Raw genomic sequence first — 24623 nt, 5'->3', positions numbered from 1 at the left:
GTCAAAAATCGTTGACATATTAGAAATTGTTATTCTATTTTTTAGTTTATCTATTTTTAACCTTACCATATGATTATTTTTATTTAAATTAGAATTATATAAAAGCCCATAAATTTCTAGTATTTATTTACTGTATTGAAGCAAACTAAACATATTAAATACATTTCAGTATTTTAATATAATTTAAAAATATATCACCATTTACTTTAAGGAGGTATTTTATATGGATTCAAAAAACAATTCTAGTAAGTCTAATGGTGCCAAACCTTATGGTCCTAATGAAAGAGACTTTTTAGATGCTAGTACCAAACCTGTAAAAGCACATTCTCTTGAAGACTATGTACTGCTTCCAAATCATGTTGTAGATCCAATTGTGGCAAACAACATCTCTAATGCAGAATTTGATTATACCTATAACGAGGAATCGGATCTTCTAGGTTTTGAAGATCAACCCTTAGCATCAATAAATAAAAACACTCCAACTAAATAGTAAAAAATATAGGAATTGCTTTAATGGCAATTCCTATATTTTTATTAAATATTTACTTTTACTTCATGTTCTCCATCAGAGGTAACAGGTATTATATCTCCTTCTATAACATTTCCATCTAAAGTTATGGTAGAATTACCACTTCTAATTACTTTGATATGATATACAGCATTTCCATATACATAGTCTATAGAGTATTCTTTAAAGTCTTTAGGTACACATGGTTTAATTTTAAACCCTTTTCCTTCTATTAATCTAAAACCCAATATGTGTTCTAATGCGATAGTATACATCCAACCTGAGCTTCCAGTATACCAACTCCATCCGCCTCTTCCTTCATGAGGTTCCACCGAATATATATCTGCAGCCATAACATAAGGCTCTGTCTTAAATACATTTGCTTCCTCTATGTTTAAACTATGATTTATAGGATTTAGCATGGAATATATGTTATATGCTTCTTCTCCTCTTCCTAGTTTTGCAAGAGCTAAAGCTACCCACGCAACTCCATGGGTATATTGTCCTCCATTTTCCCTTACTCCAGGTACATATCCTTTTATATATCCTGGTTTTAAATCTGATTTATCAAAAGGTGGGCTCAATAGTAATATAATTTTTTCTTTAGGCTTTACTAAATATTTTTCTAAAGAACTCATAGCTATATTAGCTCTTTCCTTATCTCCTGCTTCTGATATTACAGACCAACATTGTGATAGGGCATCTATTTTACATTCCTGATTTTCATGAGATCCTAGTGGAGTGCCATCATCAAAGTAAGCACGTTTATACCAACTTCCATCCCATCCATGAATCTCTAGATTTTCTTTAATAAAATCCATAGTCTTAATATATTTTTCATAATTATCCTCATCCCTTTTATATATGCATAGATCCTTAAAATCTTTTAATATAGCATATAGGAACCAGCCAAGCCAGATACTCTCTCCCTTACCCTTATTTCCTACAGTGCTCATTCCATCATTCCAATCTCCACTTCCCATGAGAGGAATATTATGGTAACCAAACTTTAAGCTTCTATTTATAGCTCTTATACAGTGATTGTATAAGGACTCTTTTAAATCTGATTTTGATGATACATTATACCTTTCATCTTCTCCTTCTCTTAAAGGCTCATCCTTTAAATATCCAATCTCTTCATCTAAAATCTTATAATCTCCAGTGGTTTTAACATATATACAAGTAACATAAGGTAACCATAATAAATCATCACTAAATCTAGTTCTTATTCCACTATTTACAACTGGATGCCACCAATGTTGCACATCTCCTTCTTCAAATTGTCTAGTAGCACTATAAAGAATTTGATTTCTAGCAATTTCAGGCTGTATATAAATCATTGGAATGGAGTCTTGTAATTGATCTCTAAATCCATAAGCTCCTCCACATTGATAAAATGCTGTTCTTGAAAATAATCTACAACTGATAGTTTCATAAGGAAGCCAACCATTAATCATGAAATCTAAAGCTTTATCCTCTGTTTTTATCTTTATCTTAGTTAAAAGCCTTTCCCAATAGCCTTTTACCATTTCTAACTCTTTCTCAACTCTAGTTATATCTGAAAACTCTTCAAGGGAATTTTGAATTCCTTCAATACTGTCTTCTGCTCCTAAGACAATTACCAGTGATTTTTCTTCATTAGCTCCTAATCTTAAGTAAACTTTCTCACTAAGTACTGGTTCTAATCCTGAACCACACCTTCCTGATAAGCTTATAGTGTTCTGTTCAGATAAAGAATACATATATTCTTTACTTACAATAAAATCTCTTTCATCTCCACTAAAACTTTCATTTTTTCCTCCACTTATTTTTAAATAAACATGACTAGATGAAAAATCACTACTATATGGATTGATTCCATATATGTATTTGTTTTCTTTATCTATTACAGTGTAAATCTTCTTATAATTGTTTTCTCTTAAATCTCCTAGACACAATCTTGCAATATAAGTAATTCCTATATTTCTCTCCTTATCTACTAAGTTATTTAAGCTAACCTTAATAAGCTTTGCACTTCTCTCCTTTGAAGGAAATACAGTAATTTCCCCCAGTATTCCACTTTTACAATGAGTAAATTTGGAATATCCAAATCCATGAGTTATTACATACTCTCCTTTATCTCTTATTGGTTCAGGAGTTATTGACCAAAGTTTATCCCCTTCTTCTAGGTATAAAACTTCACTAGGGGTATCTTCAATGAAATCATTATTCCAAGGAGTAATTTTAAATTCTCTACTATTTTTATACCAAGTATAGCTACTACCAGACTCACTTATATTAAATCCAAATCTATTATTATTGGCTATAACATTTATCCAAGGAGCTGGTGTAGACATTCCGTCCTTTAGTATAATTGTATATTCTCCCTCATTATTAAAACCTCCATATCCATTAAAAAAGCTTAACTCTGAAGTTTCTACTTTAGGGATATTACTATCACTATAACTTAAATTAGCTTCTTTTAGTTCACTCATTTCCCATATATACTTTCTTGAGTCATATGGATAATCTTCATTTTTCATGGCTTTTTCAATTTGTTTTAATAAAGGCCCTTCTGATCCGTCTACGATTATTGCTGCAATAGAATAAAGTAAATTCAAATCTTCTTTAGACATTTTTTCATTATTAATTATAAATATGCCACCGGAAGTATTTTCTCGTCCATTTAAAGAGCTATTCAATATTATTCTTTTTAGTGCATTATCTAGAGGCTTTTCATAGCTTATTTCCTCTTCATTAATGACTACAATATCAAACTTTAATCCCTTTTCTTCTAAATATCCATGGCAATTTATAAGCTGTCTTAAAATATCACTTTCCTTTTCCTTGTTAATAGTTAACAATACAATAGGTAAATCTCCTGAAATTCCGTATGCCCAGAGATTTCTTTGACTTCTACTTAGATTAATTAAGTTATTTATTCTCTTTGTATAACTAAAGTTATTAAATAATATACTACTTGCAAACCGCTCATAAATAATCCCTTGTGTTGGTTTTATTCCTTTATTAATAAGACTTTCTTCTACACTTAAAGCAGATCTTAGGATACTTTCCTCTAGAATATTAATATCTTGATAATTTCTTGACTTATTTAATACATCCTCCTTAGAGTTTCCTGTAATTGTTATATATTTTACAGATTTGCTTTCACCTTTAGGAATTTTTATTATTCTCTTAATTGCAATTATAGGATCTAATACATTCCCTACATTATTTTTTAAAGGTTCATTTTCTTCTAAAACTATAGGATTTTCTTTTGAATGATTTCTTCCTATAAAACTTAGCCTTGCCGTATCATACTCTGTTTTAAATTCCTCTTCACTTAGTGTACTTTCAAGAGTATATATGTCCCTGTCTTTTTCGCTACGAGGTCTGCGTTTTGCAAGTATTCCACTTAATTCATCTATATACTCTGTAGTAATAAATAAATTCCCAAAAGTAGGATGTGATATATCTCCACTGTATCCTTGTAAAACTACTTCACTATAGCTAATAACTTCTATGATTTTTTCTTCACTACCATTATTTTTTATATCAATAGTTCTAATTTCACAATTATCTTCAGGAATTACTTGAACTATAGTATTTATTTCTAGATCTCTCCAGTATTTTATGAATTCTGCCTTATACAAATAGAAATTAACTTCGTATTTATCTCCTTGCTCTTTACAAGGTTCATAAGTAGAAGATGTATATTCATTAGAATTAGTGTCTTTAATATAAAAAAACTTTCCCCAACTACTACGAATCAAATCTTCTTTCCATCTATATACCATTACATTTTTAAACTTAGAGTAGCCACCACCAGCCGTATTTAATAAGATGTTATAATTTTTATTCCCAAGAAGTATGGTTTGGGGATACTTACTTTCTCCAAATTTAAATGTTCTATGGATGGAATATTGCCTTTGCATTTCTTTCACTTCTTGTGAATTATCTTCTTTTCTATCATAGACCACATTCTTACTTATTTTCTCTTGAAGCAATATTTCCACAGCTCTGATCATGGGAATTCTATGAAATCTTCTTTGAATAATATTATTATTCATCACATTATCTAAAGCCAATAAACTCATTCCTAGATGATGTATCATATAACATTTCACTAATTCAAACTTTTTATTTTTTATCCTTTTATCTGTATAATCTATAGCTTCATAAAATCCATATCTTCCATAACATTCAAGTTTTAAGAGACTTCTTATATTTGCCATAGACTTAGGTATATTTTCCATAAGCCCCATAATAGTAGAATAGGGTGATACTACTAACTCTTCATCTAATCCTCTTTTTATACCAACTTTAGGTACACCGAAGGCTTTGTATTGATAATTTAAATCTACATCAAATTTATAATAGGCACTTTCTGAAATACCAAAAGGAACCTTCCTCTTATCCCCATATCTTATCTGACCTTCCATTACAGACCTATAGGTTTCATCTAACATAGAATTCCTATAATTTTTTATTAAAATTCTTGGCATAAAGTATTCAAACATGGTTCCACTCCAACTAGCCAATCCTTTTCTACCATACATTAAAGTTAAGGATCTATTTAAAGCAAACCAATGAGATGTTGGAACTATTCCCTTAGCCACTGCAATAAAACTTGTTGTTCTAGCTTCTGATGCCAATAAATCATAGTAATTACTACTTAAGGATTCATTGTCTACATCATAGCCTATATGAAATAACTTTCTTTCATCATTATACAAAAATTTAAAATCTGTATTATCTATAATTTTATTTAGTTCAGCTTCAATTTTTGTAAATTCTTTTAATAGTGTACCTACTCTTTCTTTGCATAAATCTATATTCTTATTTATTCTTTCTAATTGAAATTCATTTAAATTATTAGATATAAAATTAAACCCTTTTATAATATCATATATATGCCCTAAACTATCACTACTAATAATTCTAATTATATTTTCATATTTGCTTTTAGGTAATAGCTTTATATCATCTATGAATGGAAATAAAAATTTAATTTCACTTAAATAGTCTTTAATATTATCTAATAGTTTTTTATTCCAATAAGCACTATCTATATTTTCTATATCTTCCTGTACAATATCTTCAAAGTTATTTAATATATTATAAAAAGTTAATATATCTTTTCCTTCTCTTTTTATTCTTTCAATAACATTAAGGTACATATATTTTTTTCTTTCATCTTCTAGCTCTTCCATGGCAAGATAAACAGTATCCTCTATGCCCTCAACTCTATTATTAAAGTAAGGTGTGTTTCTTAATTCTTTTAGTACTTCTTCTATGGTATATAAATAAGATACTAGATTTCCACTATCTACTGTAGATACATATTTAGGTAATAGTGGACTAAGTGTCTCAACATCATACCAATTATAAAAATGCCCTTTACAGGTTTCTAGTCTTTTCAAAGTATCTATGGTTTTACCCAAGTTTTCTATACCTTTAACTGTCCCAATGTACCCCATATCTATAGCAACAATGTTAGAAATTAAAGTCATGCCTATATTAGTAGGAGAAGTTCTCATAGCTAATCCTCTATATGGTTCTTCCTGATAATTATCCCCGCCAAGATAGTTAGTATTCTCAGTGACAAAGTCTTCAAAATATGCCCAAATCCTTCTAGTTAACCTTTTTAAAACCTTATTATCGTCTTCACTTAATTTTACTGTTTCATCATTAATATTCTGACCTATAATATAAGCTATTATTGGACTAATAACCCATATAATACAACTTGGTATCATTACATAAAAGGTATCCAAGCCACTTCTCCATGCTACCACCATAATACATAAAGCTATTACTATCTCTTGCCACATGTATTTAAAATAACTTATAAAGTCTTTTCCTGAAGACCTTTCTGCTTCCTCAGCCGTTTGCCATTGTAATAAGTTTTTTTTACTTATTATTAATCTGTATAGTGTTCTTATAATAGCATCTACCATTAAATATGCTTTAAAAGGAAGAAAAGCATATATAAAAAATACTTGTTTTAAAGCCATTTGAAAATTCTGAACTTTTCCACTTAGACTTATTCCATTTATAGGCGAAACTATATTTTCTGACATATTAAATAGAATAGGTGTTATTAAAGCAATGAAAGCTGACATATACCACTTATCTATACCATCAGGAAGGATTCCTGCTAAAGAGCAAAGTAATAAAATTAACATAGAAGGAGCCATTAAGCTTCTTCTTAAATTATCTATCATCTTCCACTTAGATAATCTATTTAATTTATTTTTCTTTAATATGTATGGTAATAGTTGCCAATCACCTCTTACCCATCTATGAAGTCTTTTACAACTTGCAATAAAGTTAGAAGGATACCCATCTACTAACTCCACATCTGTAAGCAAAGCCGTTCTTGCCAAAGATCCTTCTAATAAATCATGACTTAAAACTTGATTTTCTTCAATTACTCCCTGAGTTACCTTTGTAAATACATCCACATCATATATGGCCTTACCAGTAAAAATACCCTCTCCAAATAAGTCTTGATATACATCAGATATTGCAAATGTATATATATCAATACCTGCTTCTCCTGAGAATACTTTAGAAAAATAAGTTTTATTAGCACTTTCTAAATCTATACCAATTTTAGGTTGTATTACCCCATAACCTCTCCAAACAGTCCCATCTTCCTTTGTATAAGCTCTATTTAACGGGTGAAGCATTGAACCAATTAAAATCTTTGCTGATTCTCTTGGAAGTATGGTATCTCCGTCTAAAGTTATAACATACTTTACTTTAAAAAGTTTTTCGGCACCTTCACTAAAAACACTATAAGTGGTATTTTTATCTCCTCTTATAAACTTATTAAACTCTTCTAGTTTTCCTCTTTTTCTTTCCCATCCTATCCACTTATTCTCCTTTTCATTAAACCGTCTATGTCTGCATAAAAAGAAAAAGCGATCATTATCTTCCTTATACTTTGTATTTAACTTATTAATTTCTTCTAAACAAAACTTAGATATCACTTCATCTTCTGCTTCTTTTTCTCTATGACTATCTATAAAATCTCCCAAGATAGCAAAATATAGATTTTCATCATTATTCCCTAAATAATAAGTTTCTAAATTTCTTATTAAACTTTTAGCTTTTTCTATACTTTCTATTAGAGTAGGAACTACCACACAGGTGATTCCTTCTTTAGGAATTCTATCAGATATATTAATTTTAGGTAATACATTGGGTATACTTAAATTAGTAATACTCCAATTTAATATGGATACTACAACCTCACTGAGAGGTATAATAGTAACTATTCCAGATAAAATATATTTAGATATTGATATATTTGTATCATTTATATAGCTCCAAGTTATAAAGCCTCCCAATAGTATAGCTGTGAGAATAACAATAGTTCCTATATAAATACCAACAGCTCTTCCCTTTATCATATTTTTTAACTTTTCAAATCCTTTAAAATCAATATTCAAAATATGATTTAGCTTTTCTCTACCACTATCAATTAGATAATATCCCACATGATTTTCAAATTCTTTATCATTATTTTCTTCTGCACACTGCAGTACTTTTCTAGCAACAAATGTCTCAGAAATTTTATTTTGTCTAGCTATTTTTTCTAAAACATGTCTATAATAGTCCTTGGAATAAAAATCCATAGTACTATAAACCATAGCAGGATCTTTACTTAATATTTCTTCTACTTTATTGCTAGTATTAAATACTTCTTCCCAATTTATATTATCTAAATTTCTTAAGCCATTAATGCTACTACTAATGGCTGTAGAATAGATACCATCACTTTTATTAGAATCTATAATAATCTTATCTAAAGTAATTTCATTTTCGCTTAATTTATCTTCTATCCATAAATTTAATTCATCGTAATTTACTCCATTATCTCTTAAAACTCTTATTAATGCATCCGCAAAGTATTCTGTAAATTTAATATTGTTCTCTGATATGAAATCCATAGCTCTCTTCATATTTTCTTCATTATAATACTTAATAATCCTATCAGCTAATCTTTCTCCTCTATGTCTATCATTAGCTTTATCCACTATCAATACTGAGCTTTTTCCTATTATCTCTAAATAGGCTATTTTAAGCATTATAGGTAAAGCCCATAATTCTCCCATGGTTAATATGGTTGTTTCTTGATATCTTTTTAAAAACTTATTAATATTATCCCTAGTTAGCTTATCCCTATAAATTCCCAATACTTCTCTTGATACAGCATAAATCCTAGGATATCCTTTTAATGCTCCACTTTTTAGTATAGGTAGTGATTTTAAATATTTCTTTGATAAATGTTTTTTTATAAATTTATACTCTTTTTCAATAACATAGATATTATCTAATATCCATTGTGTTCCTTTTATCTTGAAATACTCTCTATTTTCATCCACCTTAAACAAATTATGGCACCCCAATATATTATTAAAATGCTTATCTAAATTGGAAATTAAATCATTCCTACTTATTTTTTCAATTTCTCTATGGTCTCTGGCTATATCATCAATAGCATCTTCCAATTTTTCTTTATTTTCTGCTAAAAAACTATTATCACTAATCTTAATATAGGCTCTTCTCTTATTTCTATTTTTGATTACGTACATAAGAAGAACTATACTTAGTATAAGTATTAAATTTACTAAAATAAATATGTGCTCCATGGTGCTATCCCCTTTCAATGATGCTCAACTATTATTATTACCAAATTAACTTAAATCTATAATAGTAAATATTTTTCTATCCTATAGATTAGCTTTCTCCCATAGCTAAATAAAAGCCATCTAAGAAAAGTAACTTAATATCTTACTTATCTTAAATGGCTTTTTATATATGCTATTGTGAACTACCTTTAGTTAATCCTCTATAACTACCCGGTTGCACATTAAATTTTACTTCTTTCCCATGACTAGTTTCAATAACTGTTCCATCGTTACAAGGAGTTCCTATAATTATATTATATTTTGTAAAACTCCACAAAGGATTTTGCTACATAACTATGATCCTTAACTCCTGCAAATTCTCTTATAGAATGCATAGCAAGGGTTGGATTTCCAATATCTACAGAACGTATATTCAAATGGGTTGAAGAAATTGGTCCTATGGTTGAACCACCTCTTAAGTCTGAACGATTTACAAACTTTTGTACTGGTACCTCTGCTTTATTACAAATAGATTCATATACAGCAGAAGAATCTGAATCACTAGTATATGCACAATTTGCATTTATCTTTATAACAGGACCTTTATTTACAATTGGTCTATTAGTCGGATCTGCCTTTTCTGGACTATTAGGATGAACTGCGTGAGCATTATCTGCCGAAATAATAAAGGATCTGCTAAGTGCTCTAAAGAACTCTTCTCTCCCTTTTCCAAGACAAAGAGCAATTCTTTCTAAAATATTTGCTAACATATCAGAATCGGCTCCTTGTTTTGTAGAGCTTCCAACTTCTTCATTATCAAAACATACCATTACATTTATACCCTCAGTTATTGGAGCTTCTTTTAGTGCCTCAATTCCAGCATGAACCATTTGAAGGTCATCTAATCTACCTGAAGATATAAATTCATCTTTTAATCCAACAATACATCCCTTTTCAAATTCATAAAGGAATAAATCAAAATCTATAATATCCTCTTTATTTACCTTCATTTCCTCAGCTAATATGTTTATTAATGCATTATCCTTTTCTAATTCTTCAGTTACCATTGCAAGTAGTGGAAGTGTATCTTTTTGTGGATTTAATTCTCCTCCAGAATTGGCTTCCCTATTCATATGAATTGCTAAGCTAGGTATTATTAATATTGGTTTCTTTATGTTAACTAACCTTAACTCTGGATTAAGTAAATTTTCACCTTTTAAAGCAACTCTTCCTGCTACAGCTAGTGGTCTATCCATCCATGTACTTCTTATTAAACCACCATAAACCTCAGTATTTAATTTAATATAATTATTTTCTGATATAATTTCACTATTTGGTTTTATTCTAAATGTAGGTGAATCTGTATGAGCACCTATAATTTTAAATCCATGGTTCTCAACCTCACCATTACCTACAGTAAATGCAATTAATGCAGAACCATTTTTAGTAGTATAATATTTACCGCCCTTTTCTAATATCCATTTATCCTCTTCCCTTAATTCCTTAAAATCACAACCTTCAAGAGAATCTTTAACATTTTTCACTGCATGAAAAGCAGTAGGGCTTTCATACAAAAAATCTATAAGTTCTTTAGCAAACTTCAATTCTTTTGACATAATTAATCCCCTCCTTAAAACGAAATACTAGTAATATTATACCAAACTTTTACTACATTTCCTATGAATTTTGTGATTTTCCCTAATTTATAACATGTTCTCGTGTTATACTATAGTTATGAGAAAAAATATATTGATAAAGAGGTGTAATAATTGATTTCTCAAAAACTTATAACAAAATTTATTAAAAATAGTGAAGATATAAAAAATAAAAAAGTAAGAGAACGTTATGGATATCTTGGTGGAATTGTCGGTATTTTAGTAAATCTAGTTTTATTTTTAATTAAAATCACTGCTGGACTTTTAGTTAATAGTATTGCTGTAATTGCTGATGCTTTTAATAATCTCTCTGATGTTGGTGCTTCATTAGTAACCATCTTTGGCTTTAAACTTTCAAGCAAACCAGCGGATAAAGAACATCCCTTTGGACATGGACGAATTGAGTACATTTCTGGTCTTATAGTTGCATTTTTAGTAATATTAGTTGGCTTTGAATTCATAAAAAGCTCTTTTGAGAGAATTAAAAATCCTGTTCCTGTAGAATTTTCACTACTTCCATTTATTCTTTTAATCATATCTATATCATTTAAAGTGTGGTTAAGTAGGTTCTATAGAGGTATTGGTAACAAAATAAATTCTTCCGCTCTTAAAGCTTCTTCTGTAGACTCAATAAGTGATGTAATATCTTCTTCTACTGTAGTTATATCACTACTAATCTCAAAATTCACATCACTTCCTATAGACGGATATATTGGTTTAGTTGTTTCCTTAGTAATTCTTTATGCAGGATATAACCTAATTAAAGATACTTTAAACCCATTACTTGGAGTTGCTCCTGATGAAGATTTAGTAGAGGATATTCAAAAAATGTTATTATCCTATAAACATATAGATGGTGTTCATGACTTGCTAGTTCATAATTATGGTCCTGGAAGAATAATTGCTTCTATTCACGCTGAAGTTCCTCTTGATATTTCTGTTGTTGCTGCTCATGAGGTTATAGATAGAGCTGAAAAAGAAATTTCTTCTGAACTAGGTATATATCTACTAATTCATATGGATCCAGTAACTACAAATGATGAGGAGATTCTTAGTGCAAAAAGAGAACTGGAAGAAGTTTTAAATAAAATTCCTCATATATCTTCTTTTCATGATTTTAGAGTAGTAGGTGAAGGTGACTATAAAAACCTAATATTTGATGTAGTAGTTAAGGATGATTTTATAATAACTAAAGAATCAGAACTTAAATTACAAAAACAAATAAATGATGAAATTAAGAAAATTGCTCCTAATCACAACGCAATAATTACCGTAGATGCATCTTTTATCTAATTAATTTGAATTTTTATTAACCATTTTTAACTTATTAATTTGAATTTTTATTAACCATTTTTAACTTATATAATATTATGATAGTGTAGAAATCATTGGAGGATTAATTATGACTGGAATATCCACTCACTATTTTTTAGGTGGCAATACCGGAAAAGGCTTTTACTCTCACTTTAATTATATAATTTCCCAAAAGGATGCAACTAGAATTATTTGCTTAAAGGGAGGTCCTGGTACAGGAAAATCTTCACTTATGAAAAAAATTGGAAAATACTACATTGATAGAGGCTATGATGTAGAATTTCATCATTGTTCCTCTGATAGTGATTCTTTAGACGGAATTCTAATTAAAGAATTAAAAGTAGCTATGCTTGATGGTACATCTCCCCATATGATAGACCCTATTACTCCTGGTGCTGTAGATGATATAGTAAATATGGGAATATGTTTAAAAGAAGAGAATTTTAAGAACATAAAGTTTAACATTCTAGCTGTAAATGAAGAAATTGGAAATTCATTTAGAAGAGCTTACAGATTTTTTGCTGCAGCTAAATCTATTTATGATGATTGGTATACCTTTAATAATGAAGCTTTAAATCTTTATGAACTTAATATTTTAAAAGAAAATTTGAAGAATAGAATTCTTCCTAATACATTCTCATCACTGGGTAAAAAACGCCACTTATTTGCAACAGGATTTACTCCAAAGGGAGTTATAACTTATATTCATAATATAGTAAAAGACATGTCCAGTGTTTATGTACTTAAAGGCTCTCCTGGAACTGGCAAAACTCGTGTTCTTGAATATATTGCAGATGAAGCTACTCGAAGGGGTCTAGATGTAGAGATTCTACACACTCCACTAAATCCTGAAAAAATTGAACATTTATTAATTCCTGAATTAAAGGTTGCTCTAGTAACATCAAATGAAATTACCAAAATAGAATTTCATGGCGAGGAGTATGATATGGATAGTCTATTAGATTCAAATTATATTGAAAAAAAACAAGATGATATAGATGATGTTTCTTCCATTTTTTACACCCTACTTCAAAAAGGTCTTGATTGTATAAAAACAGCTAAAGATTTACATGATGAATTAGAGGAATTTTATGTTCCTAATATGGATTTTAATAAGGCCGACCAAATATATGAAGAAGTATTAAATAAAATTCAAGGATATGAAGAAAGCTTATAATATATTAAAATAAAAAGTAATAGCATCACAGGGTGCTATTACTTTTTATTTTTATTTTTTATTCCTTAATAACTATTAAATTATGAAGTGCTCTTGTACACATTATATACATTAGATTGTCCTTGTATCTTTCTTGGATGTCCTCTTCAATTATAATAGCTCCATCAAATTCTAAGCCTTTTGCATAATAGCTAGGCATAATCATAGTTCCCTCAGCAATATGAAGATTCTCTTTATCTATAAGCTTTAATGAAATATCTTCTTTTAACAAATCATATATATACTTAGATTGAGATAAATTTTTAGTTATAATAGCTATATTTTCAAGATTTTTTTTCTTTAAACTAGTTGCTAGCTCTATAATATTTTCTTTTATCTCTTTCTCATCCTTTACTAATATCTCATTAACAGAATCTCCAGTTCTAACCATAGGTACTATGGAAATATCATCTATATACCTATTACTATATTCCATGATTTCTTTAGTTGAACGATAACTTTTATTTAACTTAAACATTTCAACTGAATCCTCGCTAAATATATCTTTAATACTACTTAAAGAAGAATTATTTTCAATAGGTATTAATTGCTGATTACTATCTCCAACTATAGTCATAGATTTAGTATTTACAAGTTCTTTTAACACTATAAATTGTAGTGGTGAATAATCTTGAGCCTCGTCGATTACTAAATGTTTAATTTCTCTATTAAGCCTTAAGCCCATAAGTTTAGCTTTTAAGTATAATATAGCAACCAAGTCTTCTTCTGTATATTCTTTATTACCATTAAATTCTTCATATATCTTTTCTATATTTTTTCCATCTAAATAACTTAATGTAGCTTTTACTTCTATTACATCTCTTACTAATTCTCTTATTTCTAACTTTCTTTTAAATTCTAAATCATTTATATGAAGTATTAATTCTTCAGGGGTAAACTCTTTCTTTTTATCTTTATACCTCATTTCAATAGTTCTAAACTCTTCATCTCTCACATCCCTAATTCTAGAGAATAAAATCCTTTTAATTTTTTTACTTCTTCTAAATAATGGTAGTGAAGTAAAGTCTTTTGTAAACATGCCTTTTATTTCTTCTTTAGTTGCTATAACTTTATCTCTAAATAAAACCCCATGGCTAAAATAACTATCTTCTTCTAGCTTAATAACAAGTTTATCTAGATCTTCCATAAACCTTAATGATCTCTTATAAATAATTTTCTTCTCAAAACCTTTATCTTTATTAAGAATTCTTTCCATAACATCTTTAATATCTATAACATCATCTACATCTACTAAATCTAAAGCTAAATCTAAAAATGTAGTTTGAAACACTCCGGTCTCTCCTAAAGTTGGAAGAACATTTGAAATATAATCTATAAATATTCTATTAGGTCCTAAAATTAAAACCTTATTTTCTAAAAGATTTCTGTAATTATAAATTAAATAAGCAACTCTATGAAGTGCAATAGTAGTTTTACCACTTCCAGCTACACCATCTACAACTAGTATCTTATTCTTATCTTGTCTTATAATCTCATTTTGTTCTTGTTGTATAGTCATAACTATGTCTTTAAGCTTATCTGAAGAGTTTTTGCTTAATACCATTTGAAGAATATCATCTTTTATATCGATATTAGAATTAAATAATCCCTCTAATTTACCTCTCTTTATGATATATTGAACCCTTCTTAAAATAGAAGCTGTAATTTCTCCTTCAGGTGAATTATACTGTCCAATATTTCCTGAATTATTATAAAAAAGTGCTGAAATTGGAGCTCTCCAATCTATAATTAGTGGTTCAAAGGTTTCCTCTAAAGTTACTCCAAACCTTCCAATGTATATATCTTCTATCCCATAATCTTCTTCTCTAAACGTAACCTTACCAAAATAAGGAGAAGATTTTAACACTGTTAGTTCTTTTAATTTTCTATCAGTGATTTTAAAATTTTCTTCTTTTACGTAGTTTTCATGGTCAAAATACTCTATTATCTTATCTTCATCGTCTTTAAATTCTTCTAAAACATTTTTTCTGTATTCTAATATGGCATTGGTTATATGCTTCCTTTTCTCTATACACTTAAGAATTTCATCATTTATTATTTTTATAACATGTTCTAATCTTTCTTCTTCTATGGCAACCTCTAACTGTTTCTTTAATTGGTCTTTAAGATCATTTGACATAAAACCACTTCCTTTATTAGATTCTTATAAATGAATTTTCATAGTAACTTATTATAAGTTCTATATATTAATCTTAAACTCTTTCATCTATGCAAAATTAGTATAATATATAGATGGATAAAGTTTACTTATACTATTTCTTCCCAACCTCTTATATCAGTAATTCCAAGGCCAGGTTCATCGGACAAAGTGATTTTATTTCCTTCAAAGATTGCTCCTCCAACTATAGGGTCCTCTGCAAAGTATATCATTGTATCTAAATCTGCTGTTATCATATTTCCTCTTGAAGCTGCAAAGCTTGCTGCTGCTGTGATTCCAATTTTGCTCTCTAACATACAACCGACCATACACCTTATACCCATGGTATCTGCCATGTTGTAAATTCTTATGGCATTTTGTATTCCTCCGCATTTCATCAGTTTTATATTGATTAAGTCACAAGCTCTATTCTGAATTACCTTAAAGGCCTCTGGGGATCCAAATACTGATTCATCAGCTAAAATCATAGTATCCACATTATCTTTAATAAATTTTAATCCTTCGATATCCCAACCTTTAACTGGTTGTTCTACAAACTCTATGTCTAAATCTAATTGCTCTATCTTCTTAATTATCTTTATTGCATCTTTAGGTGACCAGCCTTGATTACCATCAACTCTTACTTTTATTCCTTTTCTAATAGCACGCCTAATAAATTTCACTTTTTCAAAGTCTGATTCTACATTATTTCCAAGCTTTATCTTTATATTAGTATAGCCATCTCTAGTAGCTTCATAGGCTGCATTTATCATATTTTCCATCTTATCATCATCTTGTATAGTTATATCTGTAAGTACCGTTGAATTAAATCCTCCTAATAACTTATACAAAGGAGTATTTACTCCTTTACTCCAAAGATCATATATAGCAATTTCTACAGCTGCTTTTGCACTATTATTTCCTTTAATGCATTCATCCATAACTTTAAAAATGCATTGAAGACAAGTAAGATCCATTCCCTTAATAAATGTAGTAATATGTTTAATAGCACCTACAATTGAACTTTCTGTCTCCCCCGTCACTCTTGGTGCTGGAGCTGCACTTCCTATTCCTACATCTCCATTTTCTGTAAAAATCTTTACAACTACTTCGTTAGAATAATTATAAACTCCGTTTTTAGTTACGAATGGTTTTTTTAATGGCATTGTAATTCTACCAACTTTAACATCTGCAATAATCATTTTTATACCCCTACTACTTATAAATTTATATTTTAAATATTATTAATCTATGCGGATTATATTCATATAAAATATGCTTAAAATAAAATATGATAGATTTTTTACATTTCCGTAAAAATTTCTATCTAGTCAAGTCATAATTATACACCAAAGCCTAAAGTAGTCAAGCTATATAGTAGGTTGTTTTTGTTCAATTTATTTATTTAAATAGTAGATATTACTCTCAATGTCTACATATTTCCTAATATCAACCCTTGGTATGTTTTATTCCTATGAATTTTATCCATCTTTTTCTAGCAATATATCTTATGTACATTACAAGCCTTTCTATAGCTACTTCTTCCGTATCACCTAATCTCTTTTCCATCTCAAGTGCAATGTCATATATACTTCTTTTACCATCTATTAAAGTCCATGCCAGCGATGATTTATCATCAAAAACTATATCACTAAGATTATTTTTTTTCACTAACCATCTTGCAAACTTTTCTATAGGTTTGTTATGTTCAAAGTATAAAGTAACTATATTATTATCATTAATTTTATAGTTATCATGTTCAATCTGGGGAATATATAAAAGAAAATTCTTTTCTTTTATATTTTGTATTTTTTTACCTTTCATACAAATCACCTACAAATTAGTTAAGAGCCTCAACGGCTCTTAACTTTAATATTATTAATAAATATATCCATATTTTTTAATATTATAAGAAATATTATCAATAATCATAATTTACCTTTAAGTTCTTTCATTATCTCCACTACAAGAAATAAGATAAATAATTACTCCAAGAATTATAAATATACCTGTTGAGAATATAGAATTTTGGGTTAATCCTTCAAAATTAAGTCCAAATGCTACATTAAGTCCTAAAGTAGCAAACCCTGCAACTACTATACCCATTAATGCATCTCCAGCAACTAATCCAGAAGATATAAGAATACCTCTCTCTACTTTTTCTTTCATAAGGGATTCATTTTTCTTAAATTTTTTCTCAACAAATATTCTAATTATACCACCTGATAATATACCTGCATTTAAATGTATAGGTAAGTATAAACCAAGAGCAACTGGTAATACTGGTAGACCGGATATTTCTGCAAATATAGCTATAGATACTCCCACAAACACAAGTACCCAAGGTAATTCACCAGTCATAACACCTTCTATAACCATTGACATAAGAGTAGCTTGTGGTGCTGGTACTGCTTCTGAACCAATTCCATATGTATTATGAAGCATTAATAATACATACCCAGAAACTACAGCACCAAATATTAACCCTAAATACATTCCAATTTGTACTTTCTTAGGAGAACCACCAATTACAAATGTAGTCTTTAAACTTTGAGCTGTACCACCAGCAACAGCTATAGCTACACATACTATACCACCTACCATAACAGCTGTAACCATTCCCTCTTGCCCTATATTTCCAGTTATCTTTAATATGGCTGTAACAAATAGTAACGTAGCAATAGTCATACCCGATACAGGATTATTTGATGCACCAATTATACCAACCATTCTTGCAGAAACTACTGCAAAGAAGAATGAAAATACTACTGCCATTAGTGAGCCTATTATTCCTACTCTAATTTGTGGCAATAACCATGCAAGAATAAATACCAGTATTGCTGAAGCTATCACCCAAACAATTGGCGGATCTTCATTTATTCTAGTAGTTGCACCACTTTCCTTTTTGCCTATACCTGACATGGCTTCTTTAAAGGATCTAATAATGGTTGGTGCAGATTTTCCTAAAGAAATAAATCCTCCTGCAGCAACAGCTCCCGCTCCTATATATCTTATATATTTACTCCATATATCTGAAGCTCCCATCTCAGAGATTAACATAGTTGAAGGAAATAAAGGTTCTGGAACTGTACTACCTATATATTTAATAAGTGGTATTAGTCCAAGCCAAGCTACAAGAGATCCTCCAAACATAAATGCCGATGCTTTTGTACCTACAATAAATCCAACTCCTAGAAGTGAAGCTAATGTATCTATTCCAAATACGGAATTTTGATATGCAGGTATAACCCATTCTGGTCTTTCACTCCAAAGAGCAAATCCTCCAGAAGCTAACTTATAACCTCCACCAATTCCAAGACCCATTAAAACCATTTTAAATCCACTACCACCTTCACTTCCATTAACTAAAACTTCAGCTGCAGCCATGGACTCAGGATATACTAAACTACCATGCTCTTCAACTATTAAAAATTTTCTTAGTGGTGTAACAAAAAATATACCTACTAGTCCTCCTAGAAGAGTAACAATAACTATTGTAGAGACCCTTAAAGTAATTCCCCATAAAATAATTGCTGGTAGTATAAATATAATTCCACCTGCTATAGATTCTCCAACTGCTGCAATTGAAGCAACCATATTAGCCTCTAATATATTGTTTCTTTTAAACAGCCCTTTTAAAATTCCTGTGGCAAGTATTGCCCCAGGAATACCTGCTGAAATTGTAAGACCAACCTTTAATCCTAAATAAGTGTTTGCAGCAGCAAATATCATTGTAAATACTGCACCCATTAGAATAGAATAAACACTTGACTCAGGCATTGCCGTTGTAGTTGGTATAAAAGGCATATAATCATCACCTTTTATACCACCATAGGCAGTATGGGATAATCTTTTATTTTCTTTCATTCTTAATTCCTCCTTTGTAAAATATATCAGTCATATTGATTACCCATCTTTAGACTTATTTTTAATATTTACTTTTCCACTTATTCCACTACTTACCACTTTATTTTATTGCCGATTTTAGTTATTGTTAAATTACCTTATACCTTTAAATATATTTTATGGATATGAATTTATCTTTCCCTAAATATAGTTTAATTATTATTTTATTTAGCATAAATTTAAATAAAAAAAAGTAGTGAAATAAATTTCACCACTTCAATACTTCTTTGAAATTTTACTACTTATATACTATTTTAATTTACCAAACCTATCAAAAGGAAATATAATAAATTTTCCTTCGCCCTGTATATCTTCAAAAGATATATATGGATTTTCCCATAATCGTGCATCAATAGAATTTCCTCTATTATCTCCCAAAAATAAATAACAACCTTCTGGTACATTAAAAGAACCTGTAGTATCACTAAAACTACTTACATAATTCTCCTCTAGAAACTCACCATTTATATATACACTTCCATCTGATTGAATTTCTACATTCTCTCCTGGAAGACCTACTACTCTTTTAATCAAGTCTTTATTTAGCTCATCAGAATGAAATACTAAAATATCTCCTCTTTTAATAGATGATGGTTTATAAGTTCTCAATGAAAATATTCTATCTCCTGGTGTAATAGTGGGATACATAGATTTAGTTGGGACATTTACATTGAAAAAAATAAACTTATTTATTAAAAATCCTAAAATTATAGCAATTAATGCTGGTATTATCCATTCTTTAAGAAATTTTATCACTAATTATTCCCCCCAAAGTCATTTTAAGTTTTTTATATTACTATATTACCACATTTTAAACAATAAATATCATCTTATCATATATTCTTTTATTATCTAATTTATTCCACTTATTAATTTATTTAATAGTAGGTGAAAAACATACCTACTATTAAATTATAAAAACTACAAATACTAATATCGTAAAATAATTTTATATTAATTAAAATTATTTGTTTATATAAATATTTAATTATATAGTGGGAGGTAATATTTTGATTAATAGAAGAATTGTTACTTATAATCAAGAACAAGATTTTTCTTATTTAAAAACTACTTCTAATCTTTATACTTCTATTGAAAATATGAGTTCAGAACTTTGTATCAAAGAACTAAAAAATATTACCCTAGTTCCTAGAAGTGGAACTCATAATAATTTTAAAATAGGAGAAAAAATTATTATGTATGTAATCTCCGGTGAATTACTATATAGCGATAACATAGGAAATTTAGAAACCCTTTCATCTGGAAATTTTCTTTATATTAATTCTATGGATGGGATAACCTATGATATTTTTAATAGTGGCATTGATTTTCTAGATATCATTGAAATAACCTTATACACCAATAATAACTCTTATATTCAAAAAAAGAATAGTAAATCTCCTATATTAAATAAATATGACTTTAAAAATTCTATTGAAAATCAGTGGATATACGCTATTAGTTCTTTAAATGGTCTGGCTCCTATTAAATCTAATTGTGATATTAATATTTATTTTGCATTATTACAACCTAACAATGATTTAACTTTTACAATTAACAAAGATAGACAAGGCTATTTATTTCAATGTTATGGAGAAACTAAAATTTTTACAAATAATTCTGACAATATTACCTTAACAGGCTCTGACAGTGCTTACATTTCCAATGAAACTTTTGAAGTAAAAGCAAATATACCTAGCAATATACTTCTCATTGAAACTGCAACTTAGTAAACATTAAGGCTATGTGAAATTTATTAGAAATTTTAGCTCTGTATATTTTTTCTTATACATAGCCTTAATACTTTTTCTTATCATATCTTATTTAAAAACTCTTTCTTTAAATTTCAATAGTCTAATATATTTATTATGTGATATTTTATTATTTTTATCGTATAAATAATAAAAGAGTTTTTTGGGGAGGTATCAAGTATTATGAATATTATTGCTATTATAGATATTGGTTCAAATACGGTTCACCTACTAATTGTTAATATAGATGATAAGTCCAATCCAAAGATTATAGATGAAGATAAGGAACATTTAAGACTTGGAGCTACCTTAGCTACCAATAAAATTATAAATTCTGAAAAAACCATTCATGTAATAACAGTTTTAAAAAAATTTTTACGTTCTTGCATTATAAATAAAGTTTCTGAAATCATATGTGTAGCTACGGAAGCGTTAAGAGTAGCTGAAAATAGTAACTATGTTCTTGATTTAATAAAAGCTCATACTGGAATTTTAGTTCAGGTTTTGTCACCTAAAGAAGAAGCTTATTTATCTTACCTAGGAGTTTTTTCTACTTGTGATCTAGATAAAGGTATAATAATGGACACTGGTGGAAATAGTACAGAATTAATTTTTGTAGAAGAGGGTAAATTTACAAATTACACTAGTATTCCTCTAGGTTCTATAAATATAACTGAGAAAATAAAAGTTAATAAGCGTGGCAGATACTTGAGCTGTGACTATAACGAGGACTTTTTCTATAAGCTATTTTCTAATATACCTTGGATTGAAAGCTTTTATGGAAGCTCTTTAGTTGGCATTGGCGGAACTTTTAAGAATCTCGGAAAGATATATTCTAATTATTTAACAAATTCATGTTCATCTACTAACACAATAGAATTTTCCAACCCTCATGAATTAAAAACTCTTTGTGAAAGCCTTAAAGTTATAAGTTTAAAAGAGAGAGAAAACTTACAAGGTCTTTCAAAAAAACGTGCTGATATTATATTAGGTGGATGTGAAATAATAACTCATATTGTAAACTATTGTAACTTCTATAACATTATTATATGTGGTGAAGGCTTAAGGACTGGTATATTAAATAATTATTTAAATTCCACTAATCAACCCATTGAAGCACATATAAATATTTAACTATATAACTATTTTAAAAATAAAATAGTTATATAAATGCATATGTATGTCCATTATAATAAAAATAAAAACCACTCTAAAAAGGTGGTTTTTATTTTTATATGAATTTTGATATAAGTAAATATATAAAGTGAGCTGACATACCTGCTATTAATCCACCAAAGGTATGACTAACAATAGCTTTACCTGTTAATTCTCTACACTTTAAACCATCCATCATCGCAACGTGAGTACTTAAATATCCACTCCAACACATCCCCATAGCTGTAAATACTGCAATTTCATTACCACCTATTAATCCATTTTGTAACATTTGCGGTACTAACCCAATTGCAGCTCCTGCTGCCCCTAAAGATGTTATCGGGAAAGCTATAGCTTCAGGACTTTGGAAACCAAATAACGGAACTAATATAAATTGTAGTTTTTCCCCAATCCAAGGTAAGAGTGCGATACCTTCTGATGCAGCTCCAGTGTAAGCTCCAGATGCAGATGGTCCATTAGTAAGCATTAAAACTAAAGTACAAATTATTAAAACTCCTGGAATTATAGCAAGTCCCATTTGTACTCCTGAAGCTCCTCCTTCAAGCATAGCACCAATAAATCTTTCTCCAACACTTCCATCTCTAATTTCTCTATAGTTCATCATGTCAAAACCAGTATCATTGTCTTGTACACACACTTCTTCTTTTCCATAAATTTTTGCGGTTTGTCTAAGCATTAACCTAGTGCTTATAATACTTCCTATTACAGCTCCTACATTACCTATTATAGCTGGCAGTATAAAACTTTCTCCTATAGGTGACTTTTGTCCCATCATATAGGTAGTAATAATCAACCCCATTCCAAAGGCTGTTCCTAAATTAGTTAAAGCTGGCAACTGATATTTTTTAAAATATCTTCTAAATCCTTTATCATCTGCTAAAGTAAGTATAGCAGGATTATCAGACAGATAGGTGGTTAAAACTCCTATAGTACTAGCACCAGGCAAATCATAAAGTGGCTTCATTAATGGTGATAACAATTTGTTAATTAAAGATACCACTCCAAATTCTGATAGAAGTGCAGATATAGCTCCTGCCAATACTGCAATAGCCATTATATAAAAAACTGTTTTCATTAATAAGCTATACGCAGTTTCCATTAGGGTATTAAACATATTTATGGTTCCCATAATGCTTCCCATACCTATGAAAAAACCTAAAAATAAAATTAGAAATATAATACCTTCTTTGCTAACGGCCTTTTTCAAACCCTTCTTATGCGTCAATTATTGCTCCCCCTTATTTTAAATTTTAAATCTTTTATGAATATTCCATATTTATTATGAATTATTTACCCATTAATGTCAATGGTTATTGTTCGTAAATTTTTTCACTTTTTATTTCATGTTTATAAATATTTTTTAAATTAAATTTTATACAATATCATTTTACAGATTTAATTTTCACTTTAATAAATTATATTCTTATGTCATGTATTCCTTTACACTTTTTTTATTTATACTGTATTAGTTATTTCTTAAAATAAAAGGTATCTAAACATTTTATTATCTAGATACCTTTATCTTAATGACTTTTTAATACACATTTGTTTAAAACTTTACCCTACATTGAAAAAATTCTTGTTCTGAAATTTCTGAAATTCCATTAATGCAAAAACTATTACTTTCTTTATCCTCAATATATTTATTCATTATTAGCGAATCATCAAATTTAATTTCCTTAATAAAGTTAAGTTGCATATAAGATATTTTCTTTACTCTATGCCAATTTAAAGAAAAGAAATCTTCTATAAAAGAAATATATTTAGCATTATTAACATGGCTATTTATATCTATATCATTATAGTATAGTTCCCTATTGACAGTTTCTATAGCCTCACCTGGCATCTTTATCTTGTTAAGCTTATTATCAATGACATCCCCTACATTAATATTTATATCGACTGGACACATGGACGGCTTTTGTGGAAGTCTCGTTTCAATATCTACAATTAAATAATATATCAAAACTCTACCAATAACTTGTCCACCCTTATCCTTAATCTTAAATCTTCTTTTCATAAAGACTTTTTCACGGCCACCTAAACAAGTTTCTACTGTTATATCTTCTCCAACCTTAGGATATCTCTCCATTGTAATTTCAACTCTAGATACTACCCAAAATAATCCTTTATTCATCATAGACTGAAAATCCACCCCCAAAATTTGAGAATGACCTTCTGAAACTTGTTGAACATAATCCATTATTGTAAATAATTTAACATTTCCCATAAAGTCTCCTTCATGAAACTTTATAGTGAATTGTTCTTTATAATTTAGCTCCAAAATTACACCTTCTTACGCCACTTTTCTTCTTTAT

14 protein-coding genes are annotated in these 24623 nt (G+C 28.9%); 5 read left to right on the top strand and 9 right to left on the bottom strand.

Annotation, left to right across the window (positions count from 1 at the left end; all coding sequences use genetic code 11):
• The first annotated feature begins 223 nt into the window (after positions 1 to 223).
• Positions 224 to 490, top strand: a complete 267-nt coding sequence (locus B2694_RS12825; RefSeq protein ID WP_051824017.1) for a hypothetical protein — start codon at positions 224 to 226, stop codon at positions 488 to 490.
• 44 nt (positions 491 to 534) lie between these two features.
• Here the strand turns inward: B2694_RS12825 and B2694_RS12820 are convergent, their stop codons facing one another.
• A complete protein-coding gene (locus B2694_RS12820) occupies positions 535 to 9150 on the bottom strand; it encodes a GH36-type glycosyl hydrolase domain-containing protein (RefSeq protein WP_346886069.1) in 8616 nt (2871 codons plus the stop codon).
• A 293-nt stretch (positions 9151 to 9443) separates the two neighbouring features.
• Complete coding sequence (locus B2694_RS12815) at positions 9444 to 10745, bottom strand: M18 family aminopeptidase (protein WP_150844028.1); 1302 nt, start codon at positions 10743 to 10745, stop codon at positions 9444 to 9446.
• 153 nt (positions 10746 to 10898) lie between these two features.
• On the opposite strand from B2694_RS12815, the gene B2694_RS12810 reads away from it, so the two are divergent.
• Both B2694_RS12810 and B2694_RS12805 read left to right on the top strand, forming a co-directional pair.
• Positions 10899 to 12077: a cation diffusion facilitator family transporter gene (locus B2694_RS12810; protein ID WP_346886068.1), complete on the top strand. Its 1179-nt coding sequence runs from the start codon at positions 10899 to 10901 to the stop codon at positions 12075 to 12077.
• A 109-nt stretch (positions 12078 to 12186) separates the two neighbouring features.
• Positions 12187 to 13275: a PRK06851 family protein gene (locus tag B2694_RS12805; RefSeq protein ID WP_346886067.1), complete on the top strand. Its 1089-nt coding sequence runs from the start codon at positions 12187 to 12189 to the stop codon at positions 13273 to 13275.
• A gap of 58 nt (positions 13276 to 13333) precedes the next feature.
• Here the strand turns inward: B2694_RS12805 and B2694_RS12800 are convergent, their stop codons facing one another.
• From B2694_RS12800 to lepB, 5 genes are all read right to left on the bottom strand, one after another.
• Complete coding sequence (locus B2694_RS12800) at positions 13334 to 15454, bottom strand: HelD family protein (protein ID WP_346886066.1); 2121 nt, start codon at positions 15452 to 15454, stop codon at positions 13334 to 13336.
• A gap of 128 nt (positions 15455 to 15582) precedes the next feature.
• Positions 15583 to 16674 (bottom strand): dipeptide epimerase, encoded by a 1092-nt coding sequence (locus B2694_RS12795; protein WP_035132568.1) that lies wholly within the window; start codon positions 16672 to 16674, stop codon positions 15583 to 15585.
• Between the two features lie 247 nt (positions 16675 to 16921).
• Positions 16922 to 17296 carry a PqqD family protein gene (locus tag B2694_RS12790; RefSeq protein WP_346886065.1) on the bottom strand — a complete coding sequence of 125 codons (375 nt, stop codon included), beginning with the start codon at positions 17294 to 17296 and terminating at the stop codon, positions 16922 to 16924.
• A gap of 117 nt (positions 17297 to 17413) precedes the next feature.
• Positions 17414 to 19339, bottom strand: coding sequence for an OPT family oligopeptide transporter (locus B2694_RS12785; RefSeq protein WP_346886064.1), 1926 nt, complete (start codon positions 19337 to 19339; stop codon positions 17414 to 17416).
• Between the two features lie 288 nt (positions 19340 to 19627).
• Complete coding sequence (gene lepB / locus B2694_RS12780) at positions 19628 to 20134, bottom strand: signal peptidase I (RefSeq protein ID WP_035132574.1); 507 nt, start codon at positions 20132 to 20134, stop codon at positions 19628 to 19630.
• A 254-nt stretch (positions 20135 to 20388) separates the two neighbouring features.
• Here lepB and B2694_RS12775 point away from each other — a divergent pair, with 254 nt between their 5' ends.
• On the top strand, positions 20389 to 21108 hold the full coding sequence (locus tag B2694_RS12775) for a hypothetical protein (RefSeq protein WP_346886063.1): 720 nt from the start codon (positions 20389 to 20391) through the stop codon (positions 21106 to 21108).
• Between the two features lie 204 nt (positions 21109 to 21312).
• Positions 21313 to 22263 (top strand): hypothetical protein, encoded by a 951-nt coding sequence (locus tag B2694_RS12770; protein WP_346886062.1) that lies wholly within the window; start codon positions 21313 to 21315, stop codon positions 22261 to 22263.
• A gap of 97 nt (positions 22264 to 22360) precedes the next feature.
• On the opposite strand, the gene B2694_RS12765 is transcribed toward B2694_RS12770, so the two are convergent.
• Together B2694_RS12765 and B2694_RS12760 are read right to left on the bottom strand one after the other, a co-directional pair.
• The gene (locus B2694_RS12765; protein ID WP_346886061.1) at positions 22361 to 23530 is read right to left on the bottom strand and encodes a CD0519/CD1768 family membrane protein; all 1170 of its coding nucleotides are present in this window, start codon (positions 23528 to 23530) and stop codon (positions 22361 to 22363) included.
• 324 nt (positions 23531 to 23854) lie between these two features.
• A complete protein-coding gene (locus B2694_RS12760) occupies positions 23855 to 24589 on the bottom strand; it encodes an acyl-[acyl-carrier-protein] thioesterase (RefSeq protein WP_346886060.1) in 735 nt (244 codons plus the stop codon).
• Between the last annotated feature and the right edge of the window lie 34 nt (positions 24590 to 24623).

It is taken from the genome of Clostridium sp. UBA4395 (genome assembly GCF_002390995.1).
GTDB lineage: Bacteria > Bacillota > Clostridia > Clostridiales > Clostridiaceae > Clostridium_J > Clostridium_J sulfidigenes.
This window is presented reverse-complemented; position numbering and strand designations above follow the sequence as displayed.

What these genes read in the sequence shown, in the direction of transcription:
- B2694_RS12825 (WP_051824017.1), top strand. Translation starts at nt 224, where the DNA reads ATGGATTCAAAAAACAATTCTAGTAAGTCTAATGGTGCCAAACCTTAT.
- B2694_RS12820 (WP_346886069.1), bottom strand. Translation starts at nt 9,150, where the DNA reads ATGGAGCACATATTTATTTTAGTAAATTTAATACTTATACTAAGTATA.
- B2694_RS12815 (WP_150844028.1), bottom strand. Translation starts at nt 10,745, where the DNA reads ATGTCAAAAGAATTGAAGTTTGCTAAAGAACTTATAGATTTTTTGTAT.
- B2694_RS12805 (WP_346886067.1), top strand. Translation starts at nt 12,187, where the DNA reads ATGACTGGAATATCCACTCACTATTTTTTAGGTGGCAATACCGGAAAA.
- B2694_RS12800 (WP_346886066.1), bottom strand. Translation starts at nt 15,454, where the DNA reads ATGTCAAATGATCTTAAAGACCAATTAAAGAAACAGTTAGAGGTTGCC.
- B2694_RS12795 (WP_035132568.1), bottom strand. Translation starts at nt 16,674, where the DNA reads ATGATTATTGCAGATGTTAAAGTTGGTAGAATTACAATGCCATTAAAA.
- B2694_RS12790 (WP_346886065.1), bottom strand. Translation starts at nt 17,296, where the DNA reads ATGAAAGGTAAAAAAATACAAAATATAAAAGAAAAGAATTTTCTTTTA.
- B2694_RS12785 (WP_346886064.1), bottom strand. Translation starts at nt 19,339, where the DNA reads ATGAAAGAAAATAAAAGATTATCCCATACTGCCTATGGTGGTATAAAA.
- B2694_RS12770 (WP_346886062.1), top strand. Translation starts at nt 21,313, where the DNA reads ATGAATATTATTGCTATTATAGATATTGGTTCAAATACGGTTCACCTA.